This window comes from Marinifilum sp. (assembly GCF_965230805.1).
In the GTDB taxonomy this organism is placed as follows: domain Bacteria; phylum Bacteroidota; class Bacteroidia; order Bacteroidales; family Marinifilaceae; genus Marinifilum.
In genome coordinates this window covers 98034-112399 of record NZ_OZ246019.1, presented here as the reverse complement: position 1 = coordinate 112399, position 14366 = coordinate 98034, and the positions used below count along the sequence as shown (strand labels likewise).

7 protein-coding genes are annotated in these 14366 nt (G+C 35.5%); 5 read left to right on the top strand and 2 right to left on the bottom strand.

What is annotated here, in order from left to right:
- Positions 1 to 807: 807 nt before the first annotated feature.
- The 4 genes from ACO05S_RS00405 (at position 808) to glgP (ending at position 9826) form a co-directional block, all read left to right on the top strand.
- On the top strand, positions 808 to 2742 hold the full coding sequence (locus ACO05S_RS00405; protein ID WP_421919578.1) for a glycogen debranching enzyme N-terminal domain-containing protein: 1935 nt from the start codon (positions 808 to 810) through the stop codon (positions 2740 to 2742).
- A 7-nt stretch (positions 2743 to 2749) separates the two neighbouring features.
- Positions 2750 to 4060 (top strand): glycosyltransferase family 4 protein, encoded by a 1311-nt coding sequence (locus ACO05S_RS00400; RefSeq protein ID WP_421919577.1) that lies wholly within the window; start codon positions 2750 to 2752, stop codon positions 4058 to 4060.
- 4 nt (positions 4061 to 4064) lie between these two features.
- Positions 4065 to 5357, top strand: coding sequence for a glycoside hydrolase family 57 protein (locus ACO05S_RS00395; RefSeq protein WP_421919576.1), 1293 nt, complete (start codon positions 4065 to 4067; stop codon positions 5355 to 5357).
- Between the two features lie 239 nt (positions 5358 to 5596).
- Complete coding sequence (glgP, locus tag ACO05S_RS00390; protein ID WP_421919575.1) at positions 5597 to 9826, top strand: alpha-glucan family phosphorylase; 4230 nt, start codon at positions 5597 to 5599, stop codon at positions 9824 to 9826.
- Between the two features lie 334 nt (positions 9827 to 10160).
- Here the strand turns inward: glgP and ACO05S_RS00385 are convergent, their stop codons facing one another.
- Positions 10161 to 11039, bottom strand: a complete 879-nt coding sequence (locus ACO05S_RS00385; RefSeq protein ID WP_421919574.1) for a zinc-dependent peptidase — start codon at positions 11037 to 11039, stop codon at positions 10161 to 10163.
- A 191-nt stretch (positions 11040 to 11230) separates the two neighbouring features.
- Here ACO05S_RS00385 and ACO05S_RS00380 point away from each other — a divergent pair, with 191 nt between their 5' ends.
- Positions 11231 to 12118, top strand: coding sequence for a phosphatidylserine decarboxylase (locus tag ACO05S_RS00380; protein ID WP_421919573.1), 888 nt, complete (start codon positions 11231 to 11233; stop codon positions 12116 to 12118).
- A gap of 547 nt (positions 12119 to 12665) precedes the next feature.
- On the opposite strand, the gene ACO05S_RS00375 is transcribed toward ACO05S_RS00380, so the two are convergent.
- Positions 12666 to 14366 carry an alpha-amylase family protein gene (locus tag ACO05S_RS00375; RefSeq protein ID WP_421919572.1) on the bottom strand — a complete coding sequence of 567 codons (1701 nt, stop codon included), beginning with the start codon at positions 14364 to 14366 and terminating at the stop codon, positions 12666 to 12668.

Here is a 14366-nt window from a genome sequence, read left to right as displayed (position 1 = left end):
CATAAAAAACCCGCATGATTTGGGATTTCGCTTTGATTAATGCTAAATCTTCAAAAATAATTTAAGACTAATTCCTTAATATAATAGGTATAAGCATAATAGCTATAATTATTGTAGTGTTTGTAATGGTACAGTTTTCGATTTGATCTACATGAGCTATTAGATACATTTTGTTCCCTTACACTATATGTTTTTCAAATATACATATTTTATCTTGTTGGTTCTGAGAATGGCACAAATATTTCAAGTAAGACTATTGATTGAATTCTCGAAAAGGCATTTAAAAAAGTTTGTTTGATGAGCGGAATTAAAATAATGTTGATTCTATTTGATTTTCTGTTGAAAAAAATATAACCGTGATTAATAATTTGAAAAATGAAAAGTGATTTGTAATATGTAATATGGTGAAAGTAATTGGGTTAATTTCATGTAAGCGTTGTTTAAGAAAACTAAGATAAATGTGGATTTAAAGAAAAATATCTCTATTGGAATTAACTTTATTGTAATGAAATAATTAACAAGGTTAATCGGCGATTTTATTATCTGTATTCATATTAGGAAATGATGTGAAAACGATTTAAGATTCTTTTTTTTTCTATTGAAACGATTGCAATGTAAAGTGATGAGAAATGAATATGTTAGCAATTAAAGTGTGCTGTAATGATTTCACAAAAAAATAATATTAAATAAGGGCTTTGATAAGTTTACATTCAGAAAAATATTAATAACTTTATTGAAAAATTATTGTATGTTATGATAATATAATTTATCTAATCGTTTGTAATGAACCCCAAAAATCGTTTGTGCATGGACTATCTTAAATTCGACAAGGCTCGGCTTGTAAACACTGAGTATTCTCTAAAGAAAGAGTTTATACGCACTAACCGTGCAGGCTCTTTTGCCAGTTCAACTATAATTAACTGTAACACCCGTAAGTATCACGGCCTTTTGATTTGTCCGATTGAAAATTTCGGAGGTGACAACCACGTCCTGCTATCAAGCGTAGATGAGACTTTGCTTCAGCATGGTGCCCCATTCAATTTGGGAATACATAAATTCCCAGGAGAATATAGCCCAAAGGGACACAAATATGTGAGAGAGTTTGGAATGGATCCAACTCCGGTAATCACGTACCGTGTAGGGGGAATTGTATTGAAAAAGGAATTCCTTTTGGTTGAAAAAGAACAGAGGGTTTTAATTCGCTATACTCTTGTGGAAGCTAATTCGCCAACGACAATTAGATTTCAACCTTTTTTGGCTTTCAGAAGTATTCATACCTTGACAAAAGCTAATTTAGAAGCCAACACACGTGCAAGTATTGTAGACAATGGAATAGGATTGAAACTATACAATGGTTTTCCTTATCTTTTTATGCAAACCTCAAAAAAATCAGAATTTGTTCATGTTCCTGATTGGTATTATAATGTAGAATACAAAGAGGAAAAAAAGCGAGGTTATGATTGCCACGAAGATCTATATGTGCCAGGTTATTTCGAGATGGAAATTAAGAAAGATGAGCCAATTGTATTTTCAGCAGGAACCGAAGAAATTTCTCCAAAGTTAATCTTGAAACAATTCAATAGCGAAATAAAGAAAAGAGTAGTAAGGGATAGCTTTGAGAACTGTTTGGAAAATTCGGCAGAACAATTTATATCTCGTAAAGGAAAAGAAACGTCAATTATTAATGGATTTCCTTGGTTTAGTACAAGCGAAAGAAATACATACTTGGCTTTGCCAGGTCTTACTTTGGCTCGTAATGATGAGAAAACTTTTCTTGAAGTTTTAAATACCGCCTACGATAAAATACTGTATCGCTTTTCTAAAGATAGTGCAAGATATACTGGTAAGGATTCGGTAGATGTTCCTTTATGGTTCTTTTGGACATTGCAAAAGTATGTTGAATTTGGAGCAGACAAAGTCAAACTTTGGCAAAAGTTTAGCAAGAAGATTAAAGAAGTTTTTAATTATTATAAATTCGGTTCGAGACTTGCAATAAAAATGCACGATAATGGCTTGCTTTGGAATATTAGAAAAGGGGTGACCTGGATGAATGTTCAGAACAATGGCGATTTTGTAAATAGACGGATGGGATATGTTGTTGAATTGAATGCTTTGTGGTACAATGCTGTATGTTTTGCATTGGAAATGGCAGTTGAAGCAAACGACAAAGACTTTATTGCGGATTGGAAAGATCATCCTGATACCATTAATAAGTCGTTTATAGAAACATTTTGGAGTGAGGAAAGAAATTACCTCGCCGATTATGTAGACGATACACATAAGAGCTGGGCTATTCGTCCTAACCAAATGTTTGCAGTATCCTTGCCATATTCGTGTCTCGAAAAAGGACAGAAAAAATCAATTTTAGATATCATAGAAAGAGATTTACTAACGCCGCGAGGATTAAGAACTCTTTCGCCAAATCATCATGAATATATCGGAGTGTTTAAAGGAAATGAATGGGATAGAAATTGTGCCTTCCATTTTGGATCTGTTTTTCCATGGTTGTTTGGACATTTTGCTGATGCGTATTTAGGTCTTTACAAGGCTGGTGGAGAATCAACAATTCAGCGCTACCTAAATGGCTTTGAATATTGTTTGCATGAGCATGGTTTGGGTTCCATTTCGGAAATCTACGATGGAAATCCACCGCATAAGCCGAACGAAGCCACATCTTATGCCTTAAGTGTAGCAGAAATTATCAGAGTGAGTAAAATGTTAAACCAATCATCTTTTAAATAGTTTGTATATGAGAGTTCTAATGTTTGGATGGGAATTTCCACCTCATATTTCGGGAGGTTTGGGTACAGCTTGTTATGGATTAACCAAAGGATTATCAAAAATTGAAGATTTAGACATTGTATTTGTAGTTCCGAAAGCTTATGGCGACGAAGATCAAAGTAAAATGGAGCTGGTTGGAGCAAACAATACAACCATCAAGCAAGTGCAAACGCATATCGAAAAGTTTAAATCAAAGCATACTTATTTAGAAGTTGATTCGCATTTGGTACCATACAATGATCCGGATGAGTATTACACATTCTCAAGTCAGGATTTGTGCGGCAAAAATAAGTTTTTTAAAGTGGATAAGGAAGGCAAGCTTGAATTTAGTGGTAAATATGGAAGCGAACTTATCGAAGAGATCTATAAATATGCTTATGTGGCATCAACCATTAGTATGGATCAGGAACATGATGTAATTCATGCTCATGATTGGTTGTGTTACCCGGCAGGAATAGCAGCAAAGGAAGTATCAGGTAAACCTTTGGTGATTCATGTGCATGCTACCGATTTTGATAGGAGTGGAGGAAGTGTGAATCCTAAAGTTTTTGAGATTGAGAAAATGGGAATGGATGCTGCCGATAAGATTATTGCGGTGAGTAATCTTACCAGAAATATTGTTATTGAAAAATATGGTCAGAATCCCGATAAAGTAATAACGGTTTACAATGCCGTTGAACCTGTGTCGTTTGAAGAAAAGCTGAAAATTAAAAAAGGAGTGAAGGAAAAGGTTGTGACATTTCTGGGTAGAATTACCATGCAGAAAGGTCCTGAATACTTTGTTGAAGCTGCTTACCAGGTGTTGAAAAGAACCAGTGATGTTCGTTTTGTAATGGCGGGAAGTGGCGATATGCTCGAAAAAATGGTAGAACGTGCCGCTCAACTTGGTATCACCGATATATTTCATTTCACAGGTTTTCTAAAAGGAGATGATGTATTTAAGATGTTTGAGTTAAGTGATGTGTATGTAATGCCTTCGGTTTCGGAACCTTTTGGAATATCACCTTTGGAAGCCATGCAGTCTAATGTACCAGTAATTATTTCTAAACAATCTGGAGTGTCCGAGATCTTAACACATGCTGTAAAAGTTGATTATTGGGACATTGATGCAATGGCCGATGCAATTTACGGTATCATTCGCTACAATTCTCTTTCGAATGAGTTTAAAGAGAAAGGTAAAGAAGAAGTCGATAATTTAAAGTGGGCTAATGCTGCTTTAAATGTATACGATGTTTATAATTCTACTATTGAATCATTTGTTGAAACTAAGAAAAACTAAGACTATGAAATCGATTTGTTTATATTTCCAAGTACATCAACCATTACGTTTAAGAAGATACAGATTCTTCGACATCGGCAACAATCATTACTATTACGATGATTATACCAACGAATCAATAATGCGAAATATTGCTGATGAATGCTATCTGCCTGCAAACAAGATATTATTGAATTTGTTAAAAGAAAACAAGGGCAAGTTTAAACTTGCCTTCTCAATAACAGGTATAGCCATTGATCAGTTTGAGCAATATGCTCCTGAAGTATTAAGTAGTTTTCAGGCTTTGGCCAAAACTGGAGATGTTGAATTCTTGGCGGAAACCTATTCTCATTCGTTGGTCTCCTTAAAGAATAAGGACGAATTTGTGAGCCAAGTTCTAGAGCATAGTGATAGAATCGAAGATTTGTTTGGAGTTAGACCAACAACGTTCAGAAATACAGAATTGGTGTATTCTGATGGAATTGGTGAAATGGTATCCGAAATGGGTTACAAAGGAATCTTAACCGAAGGTGCAAAGCATGTTTTGGGATGGAAGAGTCCGAATTACCTATACTGTAACGCCATCAACCCTAAACTGAAAGTTTTAATGCGCAATTACAAACTTAGTGATGATATAGCTTTTAGGTTTTCGTCAGAAGGATGGAAGGAATGGCCACTTACCACCAGTAAGTTTGTAGATTGGTTAAACGACTTGGATGAGAAAGAAGATGTTGTAAATATCTTTATGGATTATGAAACTTTTGGAGAACATCAGAAGAAAGAATCTGGTATTTTCGACTTCCTTGAAAATTTTCCAAAAGAGGTGATTCTAAAATCGAAATATCAATTTGCCATACCAACTGAAGTGGCCTCAAATTATCAACCTATTGCACAAGCACATGTTCCAAATCCTATTTCTTGGGCTGATGAGGAAAGAGATTTATCTGCTTGGCTGGGAAATAATTTGCAGGATGAGGCATTTAATAAATTGTATGAATTAAGGGATGATGTTCTTGCATTAAAGGATGAGAGATTATTGAAAGATTGGAGATACTTACAAGCAAGTGATCATTTCTATTATATGTGTACAAAGTTCTTTTCGGATGGCGATGTGCACTCATATTTTAATCCTTATGATTCCCCTTATGACGCATTTATCAATTATATGAATGTTTTAAGTGATTTTAAGCTTAGGATTAATGAAATGAAAAGCCATTTTGTAGATCAAAGTGAATTGTTAAAAGAAGAGCTTGCCCAAAAGGATGCTTTACTAGCTCAATACAAAAATGAGTTGGATGAATTAAAAAGTACAATTTGAGACTGTGAATGATTTAACAAAACACAAAAGAATGAAATAAGATTGATTACTAAAAGTATCCTTATTGCAATAAGGGAGAATGAATAATTTGATTTTCTAAACGTTTCGTTTTATTTAAAGAAACTTTACAGGTAATATAATAACATTCTCTTACGATTAATTTTATACTTATTAGATAGATTTTATTCATCTTTCACTTTGAATTTGAATAATCAGCATTATTAATTAAATATTTGCGCATGAATAATATTAAAATCAGTCCTGATTTTATTTTTGAAGTGAGCTGGGAGGTTTGTAACAAAGTTGGGGGAATTCATACGGTTGTTTCAACCAAAGCCTTGTCTCTTAAAGAAAAATTTGGCGACAATATTATTTATATTGGACCCGATTTTGGTGAAAAAGATCATAGAGAAAAAGAATTTGAAGAGGATGAAAACTTGTTCTCTAAATGGAAGGTACAAGCTACATTTGAGGGGTTACCCATCAGGTTTGGAAGGTGGAAAATACCTGGAAATCCAATTGTAATTTTGATAGATTTTAAGCCATTTCTTGATGAAAAAGATGCTGTATATGCAAAATTTTGGGAAGTGTATGGTTTGGAATCACTTTATGGAGATCAGGACTATCATGAACCAGCAATGTTTGGTTATGCTGCCGGGAAGGTTATAGAGAGTTTTGTTAAATCTAATTTAGCAGAAACAGATCATTCTGTTGCCCAGTTTCATGAGTGGATGACAGGAACTGGTTGTTTATACATTAAGGACAAAGCTCCGCACATTGCAACAATATTTACTACCCATGCAACAATGCTTGGAAGGGTATTGGCAAGTAATTATGAGCCATTATACGATAATTTATATCAGTTTAACTCAATAGAAAAGACTCGTCAGTACAATGTTACGGCTAAATGTTCTTTAGAAAAGAAAGCTGCTTTGGCAGCAGATTGTTTAAGTACGGTAAGCGAAATTACTGCAAGAGAATGTAAGCAGTTTCATGATAGAACAGTTGATGTGGTGATGCCGAATGGATTTGAAGACGATTTTGTTCCTGCAAATCTGCAATTGGAATCGAAAGCGGTTGAATCAAGAGCATTGCTAAAGAAAGTGGCTGAATCACTCTTGGGTTATGAGCTACAAAAGGAAACGCTTTTTGTTGGAACCGGAGGTCGATACGAGTTTAAAAACAAAGGACTTGATGTATTTTTGGATTCTTTATCTGAGATAAATCAAGACAAGAATCAGAGAAGGGAAATTGTTGCCTTTTTCTTAATCCCTGGTGATCAGAAAGGCGCCAGAAGAGATTTGCAAGATGCTTTGAACAATGGTTCTGAAAAACATCCTTTGGTGACCCCATTTTTAACACATTATTTAGGAAATGTTGATCACGATGCTATTCTGAACAAAATCAAAAGCCTTGGATTCACAAATGAAGGTGGTGATAAGGTCAAGGTGATCTTCGTGCCAACCTATCTTACCGGGGCCGATGGTATTTTCAATAAATCATACTACGATCTTTTAATGGGATTGGATCTATCGGTGTTTCCTTCGTATTATGAACCATGGGGGTATACACCCATGGAAAGTGTTGCCTTTAGTGTTCCTACCATCACCACTTCGTTGGCAGGTTTTGGTCGATGGGTACAACAAATCAATCAGGCCAATAAAGGTGGCGTTCAGGTTATAGGCCGCAGCGATTCAAATACCGAAGCATTAGTGCATAATATTGCAGATTACATTCGCTTGTTTTCTGTAAAATCAGAAGAACAAATTAAGGAAGCTAAAGCAAATGCAAGGCAAATTGCAGAGAAAGCTCTTTGGAAGAATTTTATAGATTATTACTACAAAGCGTACGAAATTGCTATTCAGAATAAGATGGAAAAAGAAACAAATACATTTATGGATAAGGGGATAGAACTTCATGTAAAGAAAAGTAATCAGGTTCATTGGAGAAAACTAATCGTTGAATCAAATTTACCCGACGAACTTTTGGGATTGGAAGAATTGTCGAGAAACCTTTGGTGGTGTTGGAATTATAAAGCCATTGATTTGTTTGAGTCTATTGATCCAAAACTTTGGGTGAACTGCCAAAAGAATCCAATTGTATTGCTGAAACAAGTTCCTGGTTCAAGAATGCAAGAGTTGGCAGAGGATAAGGAGTTTCTTGCAAACTATAAAAAGGTATATCAAGACTTTAAAGATTATATGTCTGAAAAGCCAGAAGAAGGCAGTCCAAAAATTGCCTACTTCAGTATGGAGTATGGTTTGAGTGATAACATAAAGATTTACTCGGGAGGTTTAGGTATTTTGGCTGGTGATTATTTAAAAGAGGCAAGTGATTCTTTGGTTGATATGGTGGCTATAGGATTTATGTACAGATTTGGATATTTTACTCAGCGTCTTTCCTTAAATGGAGAACAGTTGGTAGAGCTCAACTCTCAGAAGTTCTCACAATTACCAATCACCCAAGTTCTTGATAGTGCTGGATTACCACTTAGTATTTCATTTTCATTAGAAGGAAGAACCGTTGTAGCAAAAATCTGGCGTGTTGAAGTGGGTAGAATTTCTCTTTATCTACTTGATACCGATACCGAAATGAATGCGGAGCAAGATCGCGTTCTTACCCATCAATTGTATGGTGGTGATTGGGATAATCGTATTAAGCAGGAAATCTTACTTGGAATGGGCGGTATTAAAGCTTTGGATGCTTTAAATGTTGATGCTGATTTATATCACTGTAACGAAGGGCATGCAGCCTTAATAAATATTGAGAGATTGATTAAGTTGGTATCCGAAGGGTATCAGTTTGAAGAAGCAATGGAGGTTGTGCGAGCATCATCATTGTTTACAACTCATACTCCGGTACCAGCAGGTCATGATACTTTCGCTCCGGATATGATAAGACATTATTTGTCTTATGTACCAGATCTGTTAAAAGTTAGCTGGGAACAATTCCTTGCCTTGGGTCGTGTTCACCCCACAGATCATAATGAGAAATTTTCGATGAGTAATCTTGCAGCAAACACTTCGGTTGGAATGAATGGTGTAAGTATGCTTCACGGAAAAATTTCTCAGGAAATGTTTAATGAGTTGTATCAAGGATATTTCCCTGAAGAGCTGCACATTGGTTATGTAACCAATGGTGTTCATTATCCTACCTGGACTGCGAAGGAGTGGAGAACACTTTACGAAAGCGAGTTTAAAGAAGGATTCTTAAGTGATCTTTCCAATAAAGATTATTGGAAGAGAATTCATGATGTGTCAGACGAAAGAGTTTGGGATATCAAAAATAAATTGCGTAAAAAGTTAATCGATTATGCGAAGAAAAGATTCCAAAAGAACTGGATTAGACGTTATGAAGATCCGAGAAGTTTGGTTGAGATATTAGATTCGATAGATGAGAATGCACTAACAATTGGATTTGCACGACGATTCGCTACTTACAAACGTGCGCATTTGTTGTTTAGTGATTTGGATCGCTTATCAAAAATCCTGAACAATCCTGAAAAACCAGTTCAGTTTATATTTGCGGGTAAAGCTCATCCGGCTGATAAGGCAGGACAGGATTTAATTAAGTTGATTGTGGATGTTTCAAGACGTCCGGAATTTGTAGGTAAGATTTTGTTCCTTGAAAATTACGATATGGAATTGGGTCAGCGTCTTGTCAAAGGAGTTGATATTTGGATGAATACACCAACCCGTCCGCTTGAGGCATCGGGAACATCTGGTGAGAAAGCAGTGATGAATGGTGTGATGAACTTTAGTGTACTTGATGGCTGGTGGCTTGAAGGTTATCGCGAAGGTGCAGGTTGGGCATTAACAGATTCTCGTACTTACGAAAATCAATCTTTCCAGGATGAGCTTGATGCACAAACCATTTACTCAATGTTTGAGAATGAAATTATTCCATTGTTCTACAAGCGCGACGAAAAGAATATTCCTGTTGATTGGGTGAAATACATTAAGAACTGTATTTCGGAAATTGCTCCTGATTATACCACCAAACGTATGATGGATGATTATAAAGAACGCTTTTATACTCCTTTATTTAATAGAGTGAAGAAATTAAGAGATGGAAACTATGAAGATGCCAAGTATACTGCTGCATGGAAGCAAAGAATTCTTGCAGGGTGGGATCAAATAGATGTGGTTTCGGTTGATGCTCCAAGCACGCCTAAGCACAAATATGCTTCCGGAGAAGCTTATCATGTTGAGGTGGCACTTGATTTGAAAGAGCTTATTGATGAGGAAATTTGTGTTGAGTTGGTTATTCGTACATCAAATGATGGCGAAATAGAAGGGCCTATTCGAACAGAAAGATTGAAGAAAGTTAGAAAGGTGGATTCACTTTGCTTCTATCATTTAGATCTTGATTTAAATGATCCGGGTGTATTTGATTTTGGTTTAAGAATGTTTGCATGTAATCCAAACTTACCGCATCGTCAGGATTTCAATTACGTGAAATGGATTTAATAATTATATGATGCTATAAAAGAAAAGCTTGGTTCTAAAAAGAATCAAGCTTTTTTTGATAAGTCCTTTGGGCAATCGCATTAAAAATACCAGTATTATATCAATTGTTAAACGAGCATGATTGTAATAATTATTGAACACATACTCCAATGCTTACTCCGAGTTTCTGAGAGCAAATTTGCTTTTTATTCATGAAATCTGAGTTGCGTACTCACTTTTTCAATTTGGAGTTCTCCAAATCTTACTTTAAATGAGCTATTAGCAAATTCAGTAATAGATGATAAATACAGCTATAAAACTTATAAGGTAGGCTTAGATGGAAGTCACATTATCATTAGAAATGAATCTTTCCGCAACACTTCTTAAACTTTAAACCACTTCCACAAGGACATGGATTATTTCGTCCGATGCTTTGCTTGGCACGAAGCAACTTTCTTTCCGACATATTTTGATTAAAAATCTTTTCCAGCAATTTATATAACTCGGGATGTACTTTTGCTAAAAGTTTTGGTCTTTCGAAAAAATACTCACTAATTACGGCAAAAAATTCGGCTTTATTTGTAGCTCCATAAGGATTGATATCTGATTTGTTTTCGTAAATCTCTTCAATTTTTCCACTGATCAAATCAAGCCAGGGGATTGAGTACTGTTTTTGCATCAATATAGAGGGAAGCCCATCTATATTTCCATCCATCTTGTCGATTAAGTGCACAAACTCGTGTATTGCCGTGTTTTTTTTATCCGATTCGTTGGAGAAACCATGCAGTAAAGCTGGTTTCGATAGAATCATTTTACCTTCCATATAACCGGTTCCAACCATTCCCAATATTCGTGCATTCTTTCCTTTGGTTTCAAATTTATCGTTAAAACTGTTGGGGTAGAGTAGTACCTCAAACAGGTTGGTGTACTTCCAATTTGGGAATTCAAAAACTGGAATTATGGCACTGGCGGCTACCAAAACCCTGTCGATATCATTAATCTTGGTATGGATGCCAGTAATTCTACAGTTCAATAAAAACTCCTGCACTCTATACTCGAATCGATTTTTTTCTTCAGCCGTAAGGCTATTGTAAAAACTTACTTTTTTAATTAGAATATTTCTCCACTTTGCCTGGAATGACTTTTTAGGTGATATCCATGCTTTATTGGACCATAATTTTTTAAACAAGAGGTAAGCTAAAATGCCTAGGGAGAGGATGATGATGTATTTCATACGATAATTGTATTTTTAGATTGGCTTAATAATGATGAATAAAGATAAGAAAGTATGATGAATTTGATTTCATTATTTGCATTGAGGTAAATGCAAATAATCGATGGTTAATTGCTGAAAACAGCAAAGAAAACTGATGGAAATTATCTAAATACTGCTAAATTTGTAGCTTGTAAAATCCAAAGCATTTTATGGACTACATCAATTACATTGAAAGAAAGAGTGGTGAAGTGAAAAAGGAAGTGGTGCCTGGTGAGGGTATGCTTAAATGGCTTTATGGTTCCTTCTTTGGCAAGGCTTCCTTGCATGTACTTGTAAAGAGAAAAGTAGTTTCGGCAGTTGGTGGGCGTTTTATGAATAGTCGCTTGTCGAAAGGGCAAATTAAACGATTTGTAAAAAAAAATGGAATTGATCTTTCCATTTATCATGAAACAGACAGCAAATCTTACCGTAATTTTAATGATTTCTTTTATCGTAAAATACAGGAAACGAAGCGGCCAATTGGCGATGGTATTATTTCACCTGCTGATGGTAAAATATTGGCATTCCCTAATGTTAAAGAAGTTGATTCTTTCTTTGTTAAGGGCTCAGAGTTTTCTGTGGCGAGCTTCTTAAAGAATAATAAACTGGCAGAAAAATATGCCGACGGTGCTATGGCTATTGTTCGTTTGGCTCCTGCTGATTATCATCGCTATCATTTCCCTGCTAGCGGCTCAATTTCAGAATCTAAGAGAATAAAAGGGAAATACTTTTCTGTTTCTCCACTGGCTTTAAAGAAAAGCTTAGAGATTTTCTGTCAGAATCAGAGAACTTACAGTGTTCTTCAAACAGAAGAATATGGCGATATTCTAATTTCTGAAGTAGGGGCAACCATGGTAGGAAGTATCATTCAGACCTACAAAGCAGATTCGTTTATAAAAAAAGGAAGTGAAAAAGGATATTTTGCCTTTGGAGGTTCTACAGTAGTTTTATTTTTCGAAAAAGGCAAAGTGAGATTTGATGATGACCTAATAGAAAACACCAGAAATGGATATGAAACTGCTATTAAAATGGGCGAAGATATCGCCCATAAAATATAGTTTTTTGCTTTTTTACAGTGTTAGACCAATTATGAATCAAAATGATTGATATTTAATTCTCTTATCCCTGCTTAACAATTTTGAATACGATTAATGTTTTCTCTTGGTTGAGGGTATTAATGGTTTGCTTCTGAGAGCCACATTTCGAAAGAAAACCTTAGGCCTTAACTTCTGCATCTTTCGATGCTTGTTTTTGTATAATAAAATTGCCAAATTAATTTTACAACTTGCAACTTTAATGTGATATACATCGAGACTTTTCATTTAACGTGAGTTCGACGTAAAATTCTATCCACAGAAAGTTCTATTTGGGATAGATTTGCATTAAAAATTTGGAAAGAATAGCGGGCTATTTTGAGGAATTTTTAATGTGAAGATGTCGTAAAGAGAACTTTTCATTATGTGTTTGCCTGCTTTCGGCATAAATTTCCTCAAATCTTCTTGAAATATCCCGATATTCCTTCGAAAATTTGAGAAAATTTCTACTCAAAATCAGATCAAACTGTGAACGAATTTTACGTCGAACTCACGTTATTTAGAAATGGAGTTAATAATTCAACTCCAGAATCATCGAATCGTAAGCCATAATTTCCAATTTAAGTCCTTGATCAATGAGTTCTTCGGTGCCGATGTTTGTGCTGTAATTGTACACAAGATTATTGAAAAAAAGTTTAATAGGTCTCGGAATATCCATAAGCTCCAGTGCATGTGAAGGAATTACCACATGTGGGAATTGTGTTTGAGAATCAAAATTACAGATGATTAGTAGTTTCTGATTTTTAGTGTAACGCAAAAAAGCATATAGCTTATCTGAATTAAAATGCCAGGAGTTGGTGTTTTGCCACATGATATCATAAAACGCTCCATTTTTGATTGCAGGTTCTTGAGCAAGTTTTATAATATCAGCGTATGCTTTTCTTAGATCTTTTTGATCAGGACTGAGGAGTTCCATGTTAAAAGCTCCTGAGTTCATCCATTTCTGATGCAAAGGCACATGCCAATAATCGAATATAGTTGTTCTTCCATCATCGCCACTAAAGCCCGATTTTCCTTCGGCAGGCTCCCCTAATTCCTGCCCGAAATAAATCATGGCAGGACCTTGGTGCATGTAAGTTGAAACACACATGGCGGGAATTGCCTTGACTGCTTCTCCTGCAAAAAACCTTGATGCTATTCTCTGTTCATCATGATTTTCAAGGAAGCGAAGCATGTGTTGATCGAGTCCATTTAACGATTTCCAGCAGCTTGATATATTCTGAGCAGGCTGCTCGTTTCTGATTACGGCTTTTAAAGTATCGTACAAGCCAACTTTATCGTACAAGTAATCGAATTTGCCTTGGAGGATATAGGTTTCGTAGAGATCTGGATTATATACCTCGGCTATAAAGATTACGTTTGGAAATCTGTCTTTTACAGCAGAAATTGCCCAGTGCCAAAAGTCTACGGGAACCATTTCTGCCATATCGCATCGAAATCCATCTACTCCCTTTTCCGCCCAGTAAAGCAGTATGTCTTTCATCTTTATCCAAGTGTCAGGAATAGGATCGAAATGACTTGCATTGTCATTCAGATAATCAACTCCATAATTCAGCTTTACGGTTTCGTACCAATCGCTATTGTTTGGATAGGCCGAAAACTGATCGTTACCAGTTGCTTTGGCAGGATTTTCGGTATAGCACTGATCCGGGTAACGAGAAAGAATTTCTTGTGGCAATTTTAATTCCTGATTTGGCAAATAGTAATAGTTGTTGTTGGGTGAGAATGCTATGTTTACATCATCGTTTTCACCAAAATCTTTATTGTCTTCGGGCATTTTATCAGACTTGTATTCTCTGGCCAAATGATTGGGTACAAAATCAATAACTACTTTCATGCCATTCTCATGAGTACGATCTATCAAGTCCTGAAATTCTTCCATTCTATTGGCGACATTCTCAGCCAAATCCGGATTTACATCATAGTAATCTTTTATGGCATATGGCGATCCAGCCTTCCCTTTTATTACCAAAGGATTTCCATTGGGAATATCATGTTCAGGATATCCTTCAACAGTGGCATGTTCGATAATTCCTGTATACCAAATATGATTTACACCGAGTTTTTTGATTTCTTTAATTGCTATGTCAGAAATATCGTTGAACTTGCCTGAACCATTCTCGGTTCTCGATCCATTAAATGCAGGATCTTTTGTTTTATTGCCAAATAATCTTGGCAACAATTGGTATATTATAATTTTATCTTTTGTCAT

Coding starts and splice junctions, on each gene's coding strand:
- ACO05S_RS00405 (WP_421919578.1), top strand. CDS start 808: ATGGACTATCTTAAATTCGACAAGGCTCGGCTTGTAAACACTGAGTAT.
- ACO05S_RS00400 (WP_421919577.1), top strand. CDS start 2,750: ATGAGAGTTCTAATGTTTGGATGGGAATTTCCACCTCATATTTCGGGA.
- ACO05S_RS00395 (WP_421919576.1), top strand. CDS start 4,065: ATGAAATCGATTTGTTTATATTTCCAAGTACATCAACCATTACGTTTA.
- glgP (WP_421919575.1), top strand. CDS start 5,597: ATGAATAATATTAAAATCAGTCCTGATTTTATTTTTGAAGTGAGCTGG.
- ACO05S_RS00385 (WP_421919574.1), bottom strand. CDS start 11,039: ATGAAATACATCATCATCCTCTCCCTAGGCATTTTAGCTTACCTCTTG.
- ACO05S_RS00380 (WP_421919573.1), top strand. CDS start 11,231: ATGGACTACATCAATTACATTGAAAGAAAGAGTGGTGAAGTGAAAAAG.
- ACO05S_RS00375 (WP_421919572.1), bottom strand. CDS start 14,366: ATGACAAAAGATAAAATTATAATATACCAATTGTTGCCAAGATTATTT.